Annotated in this window: 14 protein-coding genes; 9 read left to right on the top strand and 5 right to left on the bottom strand. The window is 59.9% G+C overall.

From position 1 onward, the window contains the following. Window positions 1-39 precede the first annotated feature (39 nt). The gene (locus ABJZ52_RS22500) at window positions 40-1254 is read right to left on the bottom strand and encodes an NADP-dependent isocitrate dehydrogenase (RefSeq protein ID WP_348186335.1); all 1215 of its coding nucleotides are present in this window, start codon (window positions 1252-1254) and stop codon (window positions 40-42) included. A gap of 1434 nt (window positions 1255-2688) precedes the next feature. Here ABJZ52_RS22500 and ABJZ52_RS22495 point away from each other — a divergent pair. Beyond that, window positions 2689-3561, top strand: coding sequence for a bifunctional helix-turn-helix transcriptional regulator/GNAT family N-acetyltransferase (locus ABJZ52_RS22495; RefSeq protein WP_348186333.1), 873 nt, complete (start codon window positions 2689-2691; stop codon window positions 3559-3561). A 95-nt stretch (window positions 3562-3656) separates the two neighbouring features. Here the strand turns inward: ABJZ52_RS22495 and ABJZ52_RS22490 are convergent, their stop codons facing one another. The 3 genes from ABJZ52_RS22490 to ABJZ52_RS22480 form a co-directional block, all read right to left on the bottom strand. Beyond that, window positions 3657-5873 (bottom strand): NADP-dependent isocitrate dehydrogenase, encoded by a 2217-nt coding sequence (locus ABJZ52_RS22490; protein ID WP_348186331.1) that lies wholly within the window; start codon window positions 5871-5873, stop codon window positions 3657-3659. A gap of 283 nt (window positions 5874-6156) precedes the next feature. Beyond that, window positions 6157-7266 (bottom strand): TauD/TfdA family dioxygenase, encoded by a 1110-nt coding sequence (locus ABJZ52_RS22485; RefSeq protein ID WP_348186329.1) that lies wholly within the window; start codon window positions 7264-7266, stop codon window positions 6157-6159. 251 nt (window positions 7267-7517) lie between these two features. Further along, window positions 7518-8087, bottom strand: a complete 570-nt coding sequence (locus ABJZ52_RS22480) for an HdeD family acid-resistance protein (RefSeq protein ID WP_192108946.1) — start codon at window positions 8085-8087, stop codon at window positions 7518-7520. A gap of 130 nt (window positions 8088-8217) precedes the next feature. Between ABJZ52_RS22480 and ABJZ52_RS22475 the strand changes: the two genes are divergently transcribed. The 7 genes from ABJZ52_RS22475 (at window position 8218) to murI (ending at window position 15278) form a co-directional block, all read left to right on the top strand. Next, on the top strand, window positions 8218-8649 hold the full coding sequence (locus ABJZ52_RS22475; RefSeq protein ID WP_348186327.1) for a MarR family winged helix-turn-helix transcriptional regulator: 432 nt from the start codon (window positions 8218-8220) through the stop codon (window positions 8647-8649). Window positions 8650-8740: 91 nt separating this feature from the next. Beyond that, window positions 8741-10003: a beta-ketoacyl-ACP synthase II gene (gene fabF / locus ABJZ52_RS22470; RefSeq protein WP_348186325.1), complete on the top strand. Its 1263-nt coding sequence runs from the start codon at window positions 8741-8743 to the stop codon at window positions 10001-10003. A gap of 69 nt (window positions 10004-10072) precedes the next feature. Continuing rightward, window positions 10073-10675, top strand: coding sequence for an XRE family transcriptional regulator (locus ABJZ52_RS22465; protein ID WP_348186323.1), 603 nt, complete (start codon window positions 10073-10075; stop codon window positions 10673-10675). Next, window positions 10672-11205: a GNAT family N-acetyltransferase gene (locus ABJZ52_RS22460; protein WP_348186321.1), complete on the top strand. Its 534-nt coding sequence runs from the start codon at window positions 10672-10674 to the stop codon at window positions 11203-11205. Before ABJZ52_RS22465 ends, ABJZ52_RS22460 begins: the two co-directional genes overlap by 4 nt. A gap of 256 nt (window positions 11206-11461) precedes the next feature. Continuing rightward, window positions 11462-13066, top strand: coding sequence for a hypothetical protein (locus ABJZ52_RS22455; protein WP_348186319.1), 1605 nt, complete (start codon window positions 11462-11464; stop codon window positions 13064-13066). 597 nt (window positions 13067-13663) lie between these two features. Continuing rightward, window positions 13664-14488: an RNA methyltransferase gene (locus ABJZ52_RS22450; RefSeq protein ID WP_348186317.1), complete on the top strand. Its 825-nt coding sequence runs from the start codon at window positions 13664-13666 to the stop codon at window positions 14486-14488. A 1-nt stretch (window position 14489) separates the two neighbouring features. After that, entirely contained in the window at window positions 14490-15278 is a 789-nt protein-coding gene (murI, locus tag ABJZ52_RS22445) for a glutamate racemase (RefSeq protein ID WP_348186315.1), read from the top strand. A gap of 52 nt (window positions 15279-15330) precedes the next feature. Here murI and ABJZ52_RS22440 read toward each other — a convergent pair whose 3' ends face one another. Next, the gene (locus tag ABJZ52_RS22440; protein ID WP_348186313.1) at window positions 15331-17127 is read right to left on the bottom strand and encodes a bifunctional diguanylate cyclase/phosphodiesterase; all 1797 of its coding nucleotides are present in this window, start codon (window positions 17125-17127) and stop codon (window positions 15331-15333) included. Window positions 17128-17625: 498 nt separating this feature from the next. Between ABJZ52_RS22440 and rpsD the strand changes: the two genes are divergently transcribed. Further along, window positions 17626-18243: a 30S ribosomal protein S4 gene (gene rpsD, locus ABJZ52_RS22435; RefSeq protein WP_153768462.1), complete on the top strand. Its 618-nt coding sequence runs from the start codon at window positions 17626-17628 to the stop codon at window positions 18241-18243. Window positions 18244-18272: the final 29 nt, after the last annotated feature.

The following is an 18272-nucleotide window of genomic DNA, read 5'->3' as shown; positions in this document are numbered from 1 at the left end:
CCGCCTTTCTGGATGACGTCATCTCAAGGCGTTGCGGCCTTATGCTGCCATGGCCTTTTGCAGGTTCTCGTCGATCTTGTCGAGGAACTGGGTGGTCGTCAGCCAGCCCTGATCCGGGCCGACGAGCAGCGCCAGATCCTTGGTCATGAAGCCGCTTTCGACCGTGTCGATGCAGACCTTTTCCAGCGTCTCGGCAAAGGCCGCCAGTTCTGCATTCTCATCCAGCTTGGCCCGGTGGGCGAGGCCCCGCGTCCAGGCGAAGATCGAGGCAATGGAATTGGTCGAGGTGCTTTCGCCCTTCTCGTGCTGGCGATAATGGCGGGTGACTGTGCCGTGGGCCGCTTCCGCTTCCACGGTCTTGCCGTCCGGGCTCATCAGGACTGACGTCATCAGGCCGAGTGACCCGAAGCCCTGGGCCACGATGTCTGACTGAACGTCACCATCATAGTTCTTGCAGGCCCAGACGTAGCCGCCGGACCATTTGAGCGCGCTGGCGACCATGTCGTCGATCAGGCGGTGCTCGTACCAGATTTCCTTCTCTGCATACGCGTCCTTGAACTCCGCGTCGAAGATCTCCTGGAACAGGTCCTTGAAGCGACCGTCATAGGCTTTCAGGATGGTGTTCTTGGTCGACAGGTAGCAGGGCACGCCGCGCTGCAGGGCATAGTTCAGGGAGGCCCGTGCGAAGTCGCGGATCGATTCGTCCAGATTGTACATGGCCATGGCAACACCGGAGGAGGGGGCGTCGAAGACCTCGCGTTCGATGGTCTCGCCGTCTTCACCGACGAACTTGAGCGACAGCTTGCCCTTTCCCGGAAAGAGAAAGTCGGTGGCGCGGTACTGATCACCAAAGGCGTGACGGCCGACGATGATTGGCTGGGTCCAGCCCGGAACCAGGCGCGGGACGTTTTGCATGATGATCGGCTCACGGAAGATCACGCCACCCAGAATGTTGCGGATTGTGCCGTTGGGAGAGCGGTACATGCGCTTGAGGCCGAACTCCTCGACACGGGCTTCGTCCGGCGTGATCGTCGCGCATTTAACGCCAACGCCATGCTTCTTGATCGCCTCGGCCGCGTCCACGGTGATCTGGTCGTCGGTCTCGTCGCGCTTCTGGATCGACAGGTCATAATACTCAAGGTCGATGTCCAGATAGGGGTGGATCAGCTTGTCCTTGATGAACTGCCAGATGATGCGGGTCATCTCGTCGCCGTCGAGTTCGACGACCGGGTTCGCTACCTTGATCTTCGCCATGGGTGGGGCCTCTTTCCAAGTGCGGATATGATTGTGTGCGTCCGTATACAATCATCCTTGCTGCGATGCAACAGTCACAGGTGAGCTTTAGCAGAAACGCTGGGAAATGGGGAGGGAAGAGGTGGCTAAAGTTGGTTCCAATGCGTCTGGGAACAGTCCCTGCGTTCGTCATTATCGGGCTTGTTCCGACAATCTCAAAGAGCCGAGGGGAAGAGGCCCGCGCTATGGATCCTCGGGACACGCCCGAGGATGACGGCAGTGGGTGTGGTGGGCCCTTTCGCCGTTTGCTTTTTGCCACCACGCGCGCTCTCCTCCCGAGTGACATCAGAGCCAAGACAAAGCCTCTCTTCTCCCCTCCGTCATGCCATGGCTTGACCATGGCATCCATGCCGTGACCTTGCTTCACAGGACCACTTCGATCTGGAGACACGAAACGGCATGGATTGCAGGATCAGGTCCTGCAATGACGGCGGAGCGTTGAACAGACCTTATCCCTCATTCGGGTGGGGATAGGCATTTCCTAAAGCATTGAAAAAATACGTCCTTGATGAGGATAACCGAAACTTATCCTCATCCCCGGAACCTGTCGTATCATCCATGGTGTTCCTGCCATCACGGGGCCGCTGATGGACCGTCCGTTCGCGGTGGTGGGGACCGGGTTTCGAGGATGCGGGCTGGTGTAACGGACCGTGCCTTCGTCCGGTGACTGGCAGCCTGGGTTTGCGGCGGGGAGTGACGCCGCTTGTCTCGGGCGCGTCTCGTATCTGGCAAACCGGAGGACGCTCTACTTCCGGCGCGCAGAAAAGAGAAAGGCGCACGTTCAGTCATTTGGGACACGGAACTTGGGCAGGCGTGACGGCCTTGCACATCCCAATTTCCCAACCGCTCCCGGCAAGTCCGGAGCGCCTGCCATCCCGTTTTGACGGGAGACCGAGACCAGCCCAAACGCCGGGGAGATATCCTGCGGCGAGTTTTGTGCTGGCCGAACGGCTTGGTGCTGGAAAATCGTCGCGTTCTCTCCGCTTTGGTTTCAGCGTTTCGGGCACCAATGGATCCCCGCACAAGGCGGGGATGACGTCCCGGATTGAAGCGAGACCTTGCAGCTGAAAACACACTCTCCGTCGTCATTGTCGGGCTTGTCCCGGCAATCCAGGAAGGTTCGCCAAAGATACAGAAAGAGTGGATCCTCGGGACAAGCCCAACGAAGACGCAAGCGAGTGTGGTTCGGCATTGCCTCTGTCTCCATGCCTTCCCGGACAAGCGGAGCGAAGATCCGGGATCCTTTAAGCCGGGACCTAATGACTCATGCAGCACCCTCGGCGTTTACTGGATCCCTGCCTGCGCAGGGAAAGCAAAGAGGAGTTGCACGGCGCGTCGGGCCGTCTGCGGCAGCGCTATTGACAGAAGATATATACCTGACTTAAGTCAGATAATATGTTGACCGATATTTCCCGCTTCCGCCGTTTCAGCCGTGCCGTGACCTCTGAGGTCGGCGCGCTCGACACTTCTTTTCTCGGACTTGGCCGACCACTTGGCGCTGCTCGGGTGCTCAATGCCATTGGCCAGGGGCGCTGCGATGTTGCCGACGTGCGCAGCTATCTGGGCCTTGATTCAGGATTGATGAGCCGCCTGCTTCGATCCCTGGAGGAGGAGGGGCTGATTGACGTGTCTTCTGACAAACAGGACGGCCGCAAGCGGCAGGTGAGGCTGACTGATGCTGGCAGGGCCGCGTTTTCCGAGTATGAGCGGCTGTCAGATGAACGGGCGGCAGGTCTCCTTGCAGGTCACTCGAACCCCAGGGCGCTGCTCGAAGCGATGGACCTGATCGCTTCCGCGCTTGGCCGGCAGAGGTGGCAGTTTGAGGATCGCGATCCACGTGATCCTGAATGTGTCTACTGCCTGGAAGAATATTATGCGGAATTGAACCGTCGGCTTGACCTCGGTTTTGACGTGACGCTCTCGGCAGACCCCGAGGTCAAAGATATGCTCGCGCCCCGCGGTGGCTTTATCCTGTGTCTGTCGGATAGGCTGCCGATTGGCTGTGCCGGCTTGAAAGGCACGGACAAGGGCTATGCGGAAATCAAGCGCCTTTGGGTATCACCGGCTGCGCGCGGGCTCGGCATGGCAAAACGGCTTATGGCGGAAGTCGAGACGCGCGCGCGCGAACTTGGCATCACGCTTCTGCGCCTGGATACGAACTCCAGGCTGCCCGAGGCTGTTAAACTCTACCAAACGTCTGGCTGGACCGAGATCGACCGGTTCAACGAGGATCCTTATCCGGACTTCTTCTTTGAAAAGGCGTTGTAAAGGGACTGTAGGGCAGGGGAGCCTTTCGTTCGAAGCACAAACAAAAAAGGGCGGTCCGAAGACCGCCCTTTTCAGATTTCGACGTCAAGAATGCCTTAGCCGATGATGGCGTTCAGCGTTGCGCTTGGGCGCATGACGGTCGCGACCTTGTCTGCCGGGGCATGGTAATAGCCGCCGGTGTCGGCCGGGCTGCCCTGGACGGCGTTGAGTTCACCAACGATCTTGTCTTCGTTGGCCGTCAGTGCTTCGGCGATCGGTGTGAAATGCGCCTTCAGCTCCGCGTCCTTGTCCTGGGCCGCCAGTCCTTGCGCCCAGTAAAGCGCGATGTAGAAATGACTGCCGCGGTTATCGAGACCACCGACGCGGCGGCTCGGGGACTTGCCTTCATCCAGAAGCTTTTCGGTTGCCAGATCCAGCGTTTCGGCCAGGACGGCAGCCTTGGCGTTGTCACGGGCCTGGCTGAGATGTTCGAGGGAAGCGCCCAGCGCGCAGAACTCACCCAGAGAATCCCAGCGCAGGTAATTCTCTTCCTGAAGCTGCTGGACATGCTTTGGAGCAGAGCCGCCGGCGCCGGTTTCGAACAGGCCACCGCCGTTCATCAGCGGCACGATGGAGAGCATCTTCGCCGAGGTGCCGACTTCCAGGATCGGGTAGAGATCGGTGAGATAATCGCGCAGCACGTTGCCGGTGATGGAGATCGTATCTTCGCCGCGGGCGATTCGCTCCGTGGTGTAGCGGGCCGCCTCCGTCGGAGCCATGATCTTCAGGTCGAGACCGGATGTATCATGCTCTGGCAGATAGGCGTTGACCTTCTTGATCAGCTCCGCGTCATGGGCACGGTTTTCGTTGAGCCAGAAAACGCCGGGCATGCCGGAAAGACGTGCGCGTGTGACGCCGAGCTTGACCCAGTCGCGGATCGGAGCGTCCTTGGTGCGGCAGGCGCGCCAGATGTCGCCGCCTTCGACTTCATGTTCGATCAAGGTCGTGCCGGCTGCATCGACGAGGCGCATGGTGCCGTCAGCAGGTGCCTTGAATGTCTGGGGATGGGAACCGTATTCCTCGGCCTTTTGAGCCATCAGGCCAACGTTGGGGACGGTGCCCATCTTGGATGGGTCGAGTGCGCCGTTTTTCTTGCAGAATTCGACGACCGCGTCATAGACACCCGCGTAGGAGCTGTCCGGAATGACGCATTTGGTGTCGGCTTCCTTGCCGTCCGGACCCCAGCCCTTGCCGCCTGCGCGGATGAGAGCAGGCATGGAGGCATCAATGATGACGTCGGAAGAAACGTGGAGGTTGGTCAGACCCTTGTCCGAGTTGACCATGTACATGGCCGGGCCGTTGTCCAGGGCCGCCTTGAGATCGGCTTCGATCTCGCCAGCCTTTTCAGCCGGTAGTGTGGCGATTTTCGCTTCCAGATCGGCAATGCCGAGATCCGGATTCACACCAATCGCTTCCAGGGCATTGCCGTGCTTGGCAAAGAAGTCCTTGAGGAAGACGGAAACAACCTGACCAAAGATGATCGGGTCGGAGACCTTCATCATCGTGGCCTTGAGGTGGACGGAGAACAGCACACCCTTGGCTTTTGCATCGGCAATTTCGGCTTCCAGGAAGGTGCGCAGGGCCTTCATGCTCATGAAGGTGGCGTCGACAACATCACCTTCGTCCAACGGATAGTCGTTCTTGAGAACCGTGACGGCGCCGTCCTTGGCAACAAACTCGATCTTGGCAGTGCCTGCGGAGGCTGCCGCGAGCGTCACCGACTTCTCGTTGGATGCGAAGTCGTTCTGTCCCATGGTGGAGACGTGGGTCTTGGAAGAAGACACCCATTCGCCCATCGAATGCGGGTTTTTCTTGGCGTATTCCTTGACGGCCTTGGGTGCGCGGCGGTCGGAATTGCCTTCGCGCAGAACCGGGTTCACGGCAGACCCCTTGATGGCGTCGTAGCTTGCCTTGATCGCCTTTTCCTCATCGGTCGCCGGGCTCTCCGGGTAGGACGGGATCTTGTAGCCCTGGGCCTGCAATTCCTTGATGGCCGCATTCAGCTGCGGCTGCGAAGCGGAAATGTTCGGCAGCTTGATGACATTGGCTTGCGGTTCTTTCACCAGCTGACCAAGTTCGGCCAGGTCGTCGGACTGCTTCTGGCTTTCGGTCAGATACTGGGAGAAATTCGCCAGAATGCGGCCGGCCAGGGAGATGTCTTTCGTGCCGATGGAGATACCGGCTTCCTTGGTGAAGGCGCGGATGATCGGCAGGAACGAGGCGCTTGCGAGTTCCGGCGCTTCGTCGACCTTGGTGTAGATGATGTCGGCCATGTCTTTGAGCTTCCTAAGGCTTGATCAATCGTCGGAAGGGCGCTCAGACGTTGCGGCAGGCAATGCGCGCAAGCGTTCGACCGTCCTCCACGGTTCGGGCTTCCGGCGGTGTATACAATTGTACGCAATCAATTTCCAGCCCCTTCATTGAGGGGTAACCGGTGAATGCTGGCGGACCCTATCAAAGCTGGCTGCAATCGCCAACAGAAGGAGCGAGGTCATGGCCCGCCAGCATTGATTTTCGCGTCTGGGTGGAAGAGCCCAGGCGCTGCCGTTGTCCCGCCTAGCGCGAGAGAACCCGAATGCGGCTGTCGAATTCGCCGCGGTCCACGTAGCAGCCGCGCAGGTGGCGGAAGCCTGTGGATGGATCGAAAGCGGCACGGCCATGAAGGGCCCTGCGGTTGTCGAAGATCACCATCTCGCCGCCCTCCAGCCGGGTGGTCATGACGTAGTCATCGGAGCGGGTCATCTGCATCAGCTTGCGGTAGGCGGCGTAATAGGCCGCCATGACGTCTGCCTCGAGATCCAGGGTCGCGGCGATATGCGCATTGAACCTGAGCTCGCGGACCTGGCCGAGATGATTTGTCTCGATGGTCAGGTGACGGCTGCGCAGGTCGTAGTCCTGATCCTGGAACCGGAAGGGGATCGGGATGGTGTTCAGGAGCCTGAAGGCTTCCGGGTCGCTGGCCTTGAGATCTTCGGCAATGGCAAAGCCGTCACAGAAGGTCGATCCGCCGCCTTCGGCCTCATTGGCAAGGCAGTGCAGAAACTGGAAGCCCGGCGCCAGTTCCTGGTTTGGCAGGTCCGTGTGCAGCGGCAGGGCATGGGACGTATAGGCCAGGTTGTTGGGGTTCGGCTTGGACTGAACCTCAAAGGTGACGCCGAAGTTGGTCTCGCGCAGGAAGCCGATCCGGCGGGCAACGGTCATGCCGGCGTCGACGTCGTCGGCCATGCCATCGACGATGGCGAGACCCGTGCGTTTGGTTGCGACGAGGAAGCCCAGAAGCGCGGCGTCATCCGACAGAAGATCCGAAGCGCTGGCGCGTGGAAGCTCGGCCTTGGTCAGGTCGCCGCGCCACAGGGTCGGCGTGACATCGGCAGGATCAGACAAGGGTTTGCCCGGCTTGTTGGCGGCGAGCCAGTTGGCATCAAAGCGGCTGGTGTGATCCTCGGACTTCCAGCGTAGGACGAGGTTGCCGTCGTCGACGCTGGCTTCGCCGATCTCGATGTCGAGGGGAACGCTGGTCAGGTCGAATTGCCGCTCGAGGGTTTGCGGGTGGAAACCGCTCGGGCAGCTGTCGCGCAGGAAGATGGCAGGGAAGGTCGTTGCGCTGCCGTCCGGCCACGCAATGTCGATCGCACGGGCGTTGCCGTGCAAGGTTGCAGTCATCATCAGGAATATCCAGTTTCATGTCATAGGGATCCGGCCAGCAGGCCGGGCGGTTACATGAAACGGGGAGGCGGCCACCACCATTGGGCCTTGGCATGGGGCAATCCGTGATTGCGACCAACAACGGATGTCATTGCGGCAAAGCCTCTTGGAACGCTCCAGCGAGCGCTAACGGTGAAACATCAGAGCGCGATCATACACAAAACGTCTGCCCGCAGACAGCCTCATCTGCGGGCAGGCAAACGGCGGTTTGCCTAATTCGATTTCATCGACTTGGCGGCCAGGGCCACCGCGATGTAGCTCCAGCCGTTGAAGATTACCGAAATGCCGGCAACAAGCCCGAGCGCCCAGGCCGCGGAAGAGGGCAGTTCCAGCCAGATCATGAGGCCGGCGAGAAGCGACATCAGGCCCGCAAAGCCAATCCAGCCCCAGCCCTGGTTCGGGCGCAGGCGGTAGGCGAAGAGCAGCTGGCTGATGCCTTGCGCAATGAAGACTGCGGCGATGACTAGGGTCAGCGCAAAGGTGCCGGCCAGCGGGTTCGCGTAAATGACGATGCCGCCGATGACGGCGATGATGCCGGTGATCAGGCTCCAGAGGTAGCGGTTGCCATCCTTGCTCTTGAAGGCCTGGTAGATCTGCAGCGCGCCGCCGACAACGAGCACCGCCGCGATCAACAGCGTCACTGCCACGGATGAAGCGTGAGGCGCTGCAATCAGGATCATCCCGCCGATCAGGAGAGCGATCCCGAGCGCCAGGAACCAAATCCAATTGTCTTCGATCTTGTCCAGGACGGACTGGGCCGTCTGCTGTGTGTCGCCTGCCATGTTGGCCTCCCCGATGTCTGTATCAGGTGTCACGATAACGTGGTTGCGACTTATGCGATAGCACCCGATCGATGGCATTTGAACGACCGCGCATATTGACTTTCGTGTATCTACACATCTATCAGGAAACATGACGGATGATTTTACGCTTTGCATGTTGATGAACGCCCGCCGGGCTGCGCGTGCCGTATCGCGTCGATATGACCGGCTGGCACGGCCTTATGGCCTGACCGCAGTCCAGTTTTCGGTCATGGGGGCGGTGATCAACGGCGCGGGCAAGACAACAAGCGAACTTGCCGATGGGCTCGGCATGGAGCGAACAACGCTCGTGCGCAATCTGGCGCTTCTGGAAAAGCAGGGGCTGATCCGGGGCGAGCGGCTTGAAAAAGGCAATGGCCGGTGCCACGTGCTGACCGAGCGCGGGGATGCGCTGGTGGACACTTGCCTGCCGATCTGGCGCAAAGCCCAGGCAGAGTTGGCGCAAGAGCTTGGGCAGGCCGAATTCCTGGAGACGGTGCGCGTGCTGCAGCGTCTCGCAGAGGTCGATCAGGCTGAGGCCTGAAAAAGTGGCTTGAACGTGAGTTAAGACGCAAAAACGGGCAGGAAGCAGGTGTTTCCGTCTAATATCGTGTATATACACAAGGAGTTTTCCGGTGAACAAGATTGTCGTGACGGGAATGGGCGTGGTGTCGCCCTTGGGCGTTGGCGTGGAGACGTTCTGGGAGCGCCTGAGCGAGGGGCGGAACGGAATTCGTGCGATCACCCGGTTTGATGCGGAGCAGCTTGCCTGCAAGGTGGCGGGTGAAGTGCCGGACAAGAGCGAGGATCCGGCCGGTTTTGATCCGGATCTTTATATCGAGCCACGCGAGCAGAAGCGTATGGACCGCTTCATCCACTTTGCCATCGCAGCGGCCGAAGAAGCGCTGGCGCAGGCGGGGTGGGCGCCTGAGAGCGATCACGACAAGATCCGCTCCGGCACCATCATTGCCACGGGCGTTGGGGGCTTTCCGGCCATGACGGCGGCGGCGCGGCATGTGGCGGAACGCGGGCCGCGCCGGGTGTCGCCGTTCCTGGTGCCCTCTTTCCTGGCCAATCTGGCAAGCGGGCAGGTGTCGATCCGGCACGGGCTGCGCGGTCCTCTCGGGGCGCCGGTGACGGCCTGTGCCGCCAGCCTTCAGGCAATAGGCGATGCGGTGCGGATCCTGCGCAATGGCGAGGCGGATGTGATGGTTGCCGGCGGCGCGGAAGCCTGTCTCGATCCGGTGTCGCTTGCAGGCTTTTCCGCCGCGCGTGCCATGTCCACCAAATTCAACGATGATCCGGCGAATGCCTCGCGGCCGTTCGACCAGGCGCGCGACGGTTTCGTGATGGGCGAGGGCGCCGGCATCCTCGTGCTGGAAACCGAGGCACATGCCAAGGCGCGCGGGGCGCGGATCCTGGCAGAAGTCTCCGGCTATGGCACGTCGGCGGATGCCTACCACGTGACCTCCTCCTCTCCGGACGGCGAGGGCGGGCTCAGGGCGATGAAGCTGGCGCTGGCCATGGCCGGGCTGACACCCGACGACATCGGTTACGTCAACGCACACTCCACCTCGACGCCTGTTGGCGATGCGGCCGAAATCGCCGCGCTGACCACGCTGTTTGAAGGGCGGGGCAAGGATCTCGGTGTTTCGTCCAGCAAGTCCATGTTCGGGCATCTTCTGGGCGCGGCTGGCGCTGTAGAGGCCATCGCCTGCGTCAAGGCGCTGGAGACAGGCCTTCTGCCGCCTTCGCGCAATCTGGATCATCCGGACGAGGCAATCGAGCGCTTTGAACTGATTCCCGGACAGGCCATCGAACGGCCCGTGGATCATATCCTGACCAATGGCTTCGGTTTTGGCGGGGTCAATGCCAGTGCGGTCTTCTCCCATGTCTAGAGTGTAAGTCTAGAGTGTAAGTGGATTTTGGACTTGTGCTTGTCTCGTAAATGGGATTAATTCCCCAATATGAGAAATGGGCAGATTGAAACAAACACTCTCGACATGCGGCTTGCCGCGCGGCTGACCGGATTGCGGCAGCAGCGCGGCTGGTCCCTGGACGAGATGGCCGAACAGTCCGGCGTCAGCCGGGCCAGCCTGTCGCGGATCGAGCGCGGCGAAACCAGCCCGACCGCCGCCGTCCTGGGCCGCCTGTGCAAGGCGTTCCACTTGCCCATGGCGGTTCTCTTTGCCCAGGCCGAAGACCGGGGAGCGGATCTTGTCGTCCATGATGACCAGACGCTCTGGACCGATCCGCAAACAGGCTTCCACCGCCGCAGCCTGTCGCCTGCACGTCCCGGCTATCGGGGCGCGATGATCTTGGGCGAATTGCCTGCCGGCGCAAGGGTCTCTTATGCGGACACGCCGATCCCGGATCTGGAACATCATCTTTGGCTTCAAAGCGGCACTCTCGAGGTGAAACTCGCCGGCAGTGCGGAAGGCGCAGGCGGCGATGTGATCCACCGCTTGTCCGCCGGTGACTGCCTGCGTTTCAAGCTGAACAGTGCCAACAGTTATCATGCGCCCGGGCCCGATCCTGCGCGCTATCTCCTTTGCGTGGTGACACCATGACGTCTTTTGTTCCCGAAACTCCCCTGGCGCTTTTGACGGCCTCGGACGCCAAATCAGAATTGCCGGATCTTGGCGCGGTTCTGCACGCCTGCGTCGCCGATGGTGCCGGAGTCGGTTTCGTCCTGCCGTTTTCGCAGGACCAGGCCGAAGCCTTCTGGGCCTCGCGGCTCCCAGGCATCGAAAGCGGAGAGCGGTTCTTGCTCGTCGCACGGCTGGAAGGCCGCATTGTCGGCACGGTGATGCTGGAGCTGGCGGGACAGGACAATGGCCGCCACCGGGCGGAGGTCGCCAAGCTCCTGGTGCATCCGGACGCCCGCCGCAAGGGCCTGGCGAAACAGCTGCTCACCGCTCTCGATGGCTTGGCGATCTCTCTGGATCGAACGCTTCTGGTTCTGGACACGGTCACCGGCGATGTCGCCGAAGGGCTTTACCCCAAATGCGGCTACACCCGCGTCGGCACCATCCCCGCCTATGCCCGCTCGCCCCATGGCGACCTCGACGCGACGACCGTGTTCTACAAGCAGCTTTAGCAACAGGCTGTCGGTCTCAATGGACCTTTCCTTCCCCTCCACCGTCATTGCCGGACTTGATCCGGCAATCCATGCCGTGACGGCGCTTCTCGGGAGGCCTGTGCGTGAGGCGAGGGAACGGCGTGGATCCCATGGTCAAGCCATGGGATGACGGCTGAGGGTGTGGCGACGCGGAGATCTTTTACCGGAACAAGCACCACTTATCGTTGCAATTTCAAATCGCTCCGGCCAGTCTGTTCTGGGATCAAGGGGCAATATGGCGGACATAAAATTCAATCGCGATGAAGTGGAAGCGTGGCTGAAAACCCAGCCACGTGAGGTGTCTGTTGTGATTGCCGCGCGGGCCGCACTGCGGGTTCTGCCGCTTCTATCCGGTGCCCTCAAGCGGACTAGGAATGTTGAGTCCGCTGTTATTTTGCCGACCTTTCGCGCTACGGCTCTGCTCTGGGCCGCGAGCAATGGACCGGCCCAGAGCAGAGCGCTTTTGAAATCAAATGCTGCGACCAATGCCGCCGCCTCCGCCAGAGCCGCAGCTAGAGCTTCTACCAACGCCGCCGCTACCGATGCCGCCTACGCAGCTTACTCCGCTTTCGCAAGGGAGGCCATCAACGCGACTGCCGCTGCCAACACCGTCGCCGCCGCCGCCTTCGCCGTCTTCGCGGCCGCCGCCACAGCCGCCGTCCTTTCCGACCAACTGCATATCAAGGCCGGCCGGAGTGTCGCCTCTCTCGCCGGCACGCCGCTTTGGCATGACCAGGGAACACCTCACGAGATTGCGAGGTCGTGGAACCGCCTGCGGGAAGCTTTGCTGGCACGGGACGAAGGTTGGGACGTTTGGACCGACTGGTACGACGACCGGCTTCAGGGCCGCCCGGCCAATCCGGATCTGGAAGTGGCGCGGGTGACCCTTCCGGAAGAGCTCTGGGAGGAAGGCCCAGCTGCCGTCAACGCGCGGATCAGGGAGCTGATTGAGGAGTATGAGCCGCCCGAGGAGCCGAAGGGCGAACCCGGTCAAAGGGCTGATGTGCAGGATGGCGTGCTTGTTCTCACGGGGAAGCTTCCAAAGGCAGATGAGCGTTCGGATGAGTTGCAGCGCAGCCTGCATGAACTTGTTCGGAAAAAAGCGAGGGATTTGCACGCATCGCTAACGCCTCTCCAGAACCAATATCCTGAGCTCGACAAAGTCGTTACAGCGTATTTGAAATCGGTGGACGTTCCTCTTGTGCAGCTGGAGGTTCCGAACGTTTGGTCTGAAGGAAACGACCTTGATGGCCTTGCAGAAGCATACTCGAAACAGGACATTGATCGAACTCTAAGCGAGCCGCTGGAACCGGAAATTGCTGGGAAACTGGCATCTCTCTTGACCGATCACTCTGGTTTCATCCTTGGATTTGAATTGGGGCGGTTGCTCACTGAGCGTGCTGACAGGATGCGCCGCAATGGCGAACTGTCAGAGAGTCTTCGGCGACCGGTTCTGGAGATTCTGTCGGCCTTTCGCCGCCTACGCGACACTGTCGAGGCCGAGACGCGAGAGTTCATTGAATTTACCGAAGACGTTGTTATCCAAGCCGGTTGGCCGACCGGAAGAGTGGCTTACTCTGCCTATGCCTTGACCCGTACATTGCTGTTGGGCTGCGGGCGTTTTTTGATCCACAAAGGTGTTCCCGCGTTGGGCGTGTTTGGAGGTGTTGCTGCATTGGCACAAGTCGGCGGAGATCCGCAGCTGATCGCTGTGCAGCAGTTCGCACTCCTTTTTAGAGACCACGCAGGTGCAATCCTGCAGTTCGCTGCAGGGTTTCCAGAACTGCGGCGCTGGCTGGCCCATATTGTGGATCAGTTTGATCTGGATTCCGCAAAATAAAGCAGCCATGTCCTTCCACCTCCGGCCATGCCGGTGAGTCTGTAAACGTACTGAAACGCAGAAGCCTTCCTTGCTTTCTTCATTCGCTTCAGTTCTCCGCCGTCATTGCCGGACTTGATCCGGCAATCCATGCCGTGATGGCGCTTCTCGGGAGGCCTGTGCGTGAGGCGAGGGAACGGCATGGATCCCATGGTCGAGCCATGGGATGACGGCTGAGGGTGTGGTGGCGTTGCGTGTTTTATTGGCGAGTTGACGTTTGGCTCTTCCCCACACAGCTCTTGATGGTTCCGGACGGTTCTCCTTCCCCTCCACTGTCATTGCCGGACTTGATCCGGCAATCCATGCCGTGGCGGGTCTTCTCGGGAGGCCTGTGCGTGAGGTGAGGGAACGGCGTGGATCCCATGGTCAAGCCATGGGATGACGGCCGTGGGTTTGGCGGTGCGGAGATCTTGTCGGTGAGTTTGCGTCTGACCTAATCCGCACACTTCTTTTGAGTGGGGCGACGGTTGCTGTTTTCAGCGGAAATACAGGGCATGCGAGCTGGGCTTTTGGTGCTGCCTCTTTCCAAAAATCGGATGATCGGCTAAATCGCTGGCCATGACCAGAAATGCAAATATTCGCGATGAAGCGCGCAGGGTGGATGTGCGCCCACCAGCCGTCATCCTGTGTGAGCCGCAGCTTGGCGAGAACATCGGCACGGCGGCGCGAGCGATGGCCAACTTCGGCCTGACGGACCTTCGCATCGTCAACCCGCGGGACGGCTGGCCGAGCGACAAGGCACGGGCGGCGGCAAGCCGAGCTGATCATGTCATCGACAAGGTGCAGGTGTTCGACAGTGTCGAGGCCGCGATTGCGGATCTGAGCTTTGTCTTTGCGACCACGGCGCGCTCGCGCGAAGTGCCCAAGCCTGTGCGCGGGCCGGATGAGGCGGCGGTGAAACTGACGGAGCTTGGCGCTTCGTCGCTCGGCACCGGCTATCTGTTTGGCCGCGAGCGCTGGGGGCTGAACAACGACGAAGTGGCGCTGGCCGACGAGATCGTGACCCTGCCGGTGGATCCGGAATTTGCCTCGCTCAACATCGCCCAGGCCGTTCTGGTCTGCGCTTATGAATGGCGCAAGACGGCCACGCAGGGCGCGCTGCCGTTCCGCCTGAGCGAAGAGGAAAATCCGCCGGCGGCCAAGGAAGATGTGGTGCGTTTCTTCGAGCACATCGAAAGCGCGCTGGACAATGTTACCTTCTTCCGTCCGCCCGAACGGCGACCGCATATGGTGCGCACCCTGCGCAATATTTTCCAGAAGGCGCAGCTGACCGATCAGGAAGTGCGGGCCATGCGCGGCGTCGTGGCGGCGCTTGAAAAACGGCGCACACGGCCGCGGCCTGACGAGAGCCGCGACGACGAAACCGCCGGGGACGACAGCTGACATGAGCGACAGCCGCCCGATCCTGATCCTTGATTCCGGCGTGGGCGGCCTGACGGTGTTGCGCGAAGTGCGCTTCAAGCTGCCATTCGAAAGACTGGTCTATGTGGTTGATGACGCGGGCTTTCCCTATGGTGCATGGGACGAGGATCCGCTGACCGCACGGTTGATCGGTCTGGTCGGGGCCTTGATCGAGGCTCATGATCCCAAGGCCATTGTCATCGCCTGCAACACGGCGTTCACGCTGGCGGGCGAGGCGCTGAGGGAGGCGTTCCCGGACCCGGTTTTTGTCGGCACTGTTCCGGCAATCAAGCCGGCGGCACGGCGAACGCGATCCGGCCTGATCTCCGTATTGGCCACGCCCGGCACGGTGCGCCGGGCCTATACCCGCGACCTCATCGACACCCATGCGCGGGACTGTCACGTGCGTCTGGTTGGCTCGGACAGGCTTGCGGGGATGTCTGAAGAACATCTGCGCGGCGAAGACATTGACGACGCAGCTCTGCTTGCGGAAATTCAGGACTGTTTCCTGGAAGACGGTGCAAGACGTACAGACATCGTGGTGCTCGCTTGCACGCATTATCCCTTTTTGGTCAATCGCTTCCGGGAGATTGCGCCCTGGCCTGTGGATTGGATCGATCCGGCTGAAGCGATCGCCCGGCAATTGGCCCGCGTGGTGTCGGATGTGGCTCGCGAGCGGGACCGGGATACGCCGGACACTGCGATCTTCACGTCAGGCGAATGCAGCGCTGCCAGCTGTCAGTTGATGGCGGGTTTCGGTCTTCTGGTCTGAGTGACGGAATTCTTGTAGCTGGCGGGTCTGCCTGCAGAGGGAGGCGATGAGGTCAGGCGGTGAGGGTCTTGAGGGCAAAGCCGTTGTCGGAGCGTTTCGCCGCGCCTTTGAGACTGGCGATTTCAGTGTTGATGCGGTCGACCGAAAGGCCGGTGTCCGATGCCACGGTGATCATTGAAACCGAACACTCCATCAGCGCGAAGGTTCGTGCCGCGCCGTAGCGGTCTGAAGCCTGGATATAACCCTGCTTGCGGTGCTCCGGTGCATAGAAACTCTCGACGTCCGACTTGAATGCGCGTTTCAATTTCAGCAATCGCTCTGCGATTTCCTCTTGTTCGCCGATCATGACGCCTGCGAAGAAGTCGTCGCCGCCGATGTGCCCGCAAAATGTACCGATGCCGCCGATGTGCCGCTGCAACAGCTCGCTGAACAGGGTGATCACCCTGTCTCCCTGTGGGTAGCCGTAGGTGTCGTTGAAGGGCTTGAAATTGTCGAAGTCGAAATAGCAAAAATGGCGCGCCGCGGAGCGGGTATGGGCGGCCTTGTCGATGTAACGGCGGATGGCACCATTGCCGGGAAGACCCGTGAGCGGGTTCTGATCCTGCGCCTCTTCCAGCCGCTTGTCCTGCAGGATTTTCAGGAGAGAGGTTGCGGAGAGGAAACCGGCATAGCGGAAGTCTTCGGTGATGATGATGCCGTCCGAGCTGAGCGACGAGGCAAAGGTCACCAGCAGCGTGTCGATGTCCGAGTAGATTTCCGCGATCGGGCAGGGGCAAATGAAATTGTGGAGCGGCAGGTCGAGCGCGAGCTTGTGGCCTTCATCGGCGAAGCCTGCGGCGTAGAGATAGGCCTTCAGGTCGCGTTCGTGAATCAGGCCGCGCGGCTCGCTGTTTGTGTCGAGCACCGGCAGAAGGCGGAGGTTCTGATCCGCGATGAAACGGTCCACGAGTTCGCCGATGGAGGCGTCTGAAGAGACCGCAGGCAGTTTCTGAATCCCTTCCTTGATCTTGCGCTCTTCCTCCGTCTTTTTGTCTTGCGTCACATCGGTTCGAATGTGTTCGTAGAACAGGCGCGTCTGGGATTTGTCGGCGAAGGGTCGGGCGACATAGTAGCCCTGAACAAGGTCACATCCGGCATCCCTGCAGGCCTTGAACTCGTCTTCCGTCTCCACGCCGCCTGCAATCACGCGGGCGCCAAGGACATGGGCGAGGTTTGCGACAGTGGTCACGAAGAGCTTCTGCCTTGGATCCTTGTCGATGCCCTTCAGGAAAAAATGGTCGATCTTGATGTATTGCGGTCCGAGGTCATGAATCAGGCGCAGTTCGGAAAAGCCTCGCCCGAAGTGGTCGAGCCCGAGCATGAAACCGTCGCGTCGCAGGTTCTTCAAAATATGGTCCGAAAGACCGGATTGGTTGTCCTGATGGCTTTCGGACAGTTCGAGGCAGATCTGGCTGGGGTCGTGGCCTCCGGCCCTGACGGTGGCGGTGAGATCCATACGGGGATCTTCGGCAAGCCCCAGACCACGTCCATCAAGATTAAAAAAAAGTCTGGAGCCGCAGGCCTTCTGAAATTTCCGGTGGTGCTCCAGCGCCATCATCAATAGCTGCGGCTCTAGGTTAGCCAGGTAGCTGTGCTGCGCTGCATGGTCGAGCAGGTCTGCCGGGCTCGAAAAGCCCAACGGATCAACATTCCTGATCAACGCCTCGTGGCCATAGACCACGCCGGTGTCGAAGTCGACGATGGGCTGAAAGGCATAGTGAACGGTGTCGAGGACCCGCGTGACATATTCGTTTTCGCCGGCGAGATAATATTCACCGACCTCATCCATCTTCCGATGAGTTGTTTCCATTGACGATCTCCGGATGGGATCCAGGCGCGAGCAGTCTAAAGGGATAGTGGTATGCGGTCCCAGAAATTACTTAACGTGAATTTAGATTCTCATAGTGAAAAATCACAATTAAATTTTCCCTAATAAATGCATTGATTCACGCATTAAGTCCTTTTGGTTGCATTTTTGATCCCTTGGAACAATTCCAGAAACGGCAGGGTTGCGCGAAAAAGACGCATATTTTCGAAGTTCAATGCGGTATTGCAATTTATAGGAGCAATTTTATGTCATTGCTATTTTATGTGCCTGTCGCTCATTCCCTGCTGGTAATTGACATTCGCGTCAGTGTTCGGTAGTACCGCGCGATCTGCAGAAGGAGACTTTTGCAGGTATCACGCACCCGTGGGTTTTCAGCCGGCGCCGTCTAGTTGAAACCCTGTCGATCTTCCGGTTTTCCGAAAGATAAAGGAGGGCGCGTTTCCTTGAAGAAAAACAACGCGTTATACAAAGGAAACCGCGATGTCAAAGCGCCACAGCGTAAAGCATAAACTCGACCGTCGTATGGGCGAGAACATTTGGGGCCGTGCCAAGAGCCCGGTCAACAAGCGTGAATATGGTCCTGGCCAGCATGGTCAGCGCCGCAAGGGCAAAATGTCCGACTTTGGTGTGCAGCTGCGCGCCAAGCAGAAGCTCAAGGGCTACTACGGCGACATTTCCGAGAAGCAGTTCCGCAAGGTTTACGATGAAGCGTCCCGTCTGCGCGGCGATACGTCCGAGAACCTGATCGGCCTTCTGGAGCGCCGCCTCGACGCGATCATCTATCGCGCGAAGTTCGTTCCGACTGTTTTTGCTGCTCGTCAGTTCTGTAACCACGGCCACGTCAAGGTCAACGGCAAGCGGGTGAACATCCCGTCCTACCGTGTTCGTCCGGGCGATGTTGTCGAAATCCGCGAAAAGTCCAGGCAGCTTGCTCTGGTTCTGGAAGCTGTTCAGTCTCCTGAACGCGACGTTCCTGATTACCTGGACGTCGATCACAGCAAGATGACCGCGTCCTTCTCTCGTGTTCCGGCTTTCGCCGATGTGCCGTATCCGGTGCAGATGGAACCGAACCTGGTCGTCGAATTCTATTCGCGTTAAATTATTTCCCCTCGGGGATCTGGAAAGGG

The sequence above is a fragment of the Roseibium sp. genome, assembly GCF_039982295.1.
Classification (GTDB): Bacteria; Pseudomonadota; Alphaproteobacteria; order Rhizobiales; family Stappiaceae; genus Roseibium.
Note: the sequence above shows the minus strand (reverse complement) of the source record. Positions and strands in the feature narration are given on the sequence as shown.

Bases quoted from the DNA above. Each gene is read 5' to 3' on its own strand.
- ABJZ52_RS22495 (WP_348186333.1), top strand. From the start codon at position 2,689: ATGTTGACCGATATTTCCCGCTTCCGCCGTTTCAGCCGTGCCGTGACC.
- ABJZ52_RS22465 (WP_348186323.1), top strand. From the start codon at position 10,073: ATGAGAAATGGGCAGATTGAAACAAACACTCTCGACATGCGGCTTGCC.
- ABJZ52_RS22450 (WP_348186317.1), top strand. From the start codon at position 13,664: ATGACCAGAAATGCAAATATTCGCGATGAAGCGCGCAGGGTGGATGTG.
- ABJZ52_RS22440 (WP_348186313.1), bottom strand. From the start codon at position 17,127: ATGGAAACAACTCATCGGAAGATGGATGAGGTCGGTGAATATTATCTC.
- ABJZ52_RS22490 (WP_348186331.1), bottom strand. From the start codon at position 5,873: ATGGCCGACATCATCTACACCAAGGTCGACGAAGCGCCGGAACTCGCA.
- ABJZ52_RS22455 (WP_348186319.1), top strand. From the start codon at position 11,462: ATGGCGGACATAAAATTCAATCGCGATGAAGTGGAAGCGTGGCTGAAA.
- ABJZ52_RS22480 (WP_192108946.1), bottom strand. From the start codon at position 8,087: ATGGCAGGCGACACACAGCAGACGGCCCAGTCCGTCCTGGACAAGATC.
- rpsD (WP_153768462.1), top strand. From the start codon at position 17,626: ATGTCAAAGCGCCACAGCGTAAAGCATAAACTCGACCGTCGTATGGGC.
- ABJZ52_RS22460 (WP_348186321.1), top strand. From the start codon at position 10,672: ATGACGTCTTTTGTTCCCGAAACTCCCCTGGCGCTTTTGACGGCCTCG.
- ABJZ52_RS22475 (WP_348186327.1), top strand. From the start codon at position 8,218: ATGACGGATGATTTTACGCTTTGCATGTTGATGAACGCCCGCCGGGCT.
- ABJZ52_RS22485 (WP_348186329.1), bottom strand. From the start codon at position 7,266: ATGATGACTGCAACCTTGCACGGCAACGCCCGTGCGATCGACATTGCG.
- murI (WP_348186315.1), top strand. From the start codon at position 14,490: ATGAGCGACAGCCGCCCGATCCTGATCCTTGATTCCGGCGTGGGCGGC.
- ABJZ52_RS22500 (WP_348186335.1), bottom strand. From the start codon at position 1,254: ATGGCGAAGATCAAGGTAGCGAACCCGGTCGTCGAACTCGACGGCGAC.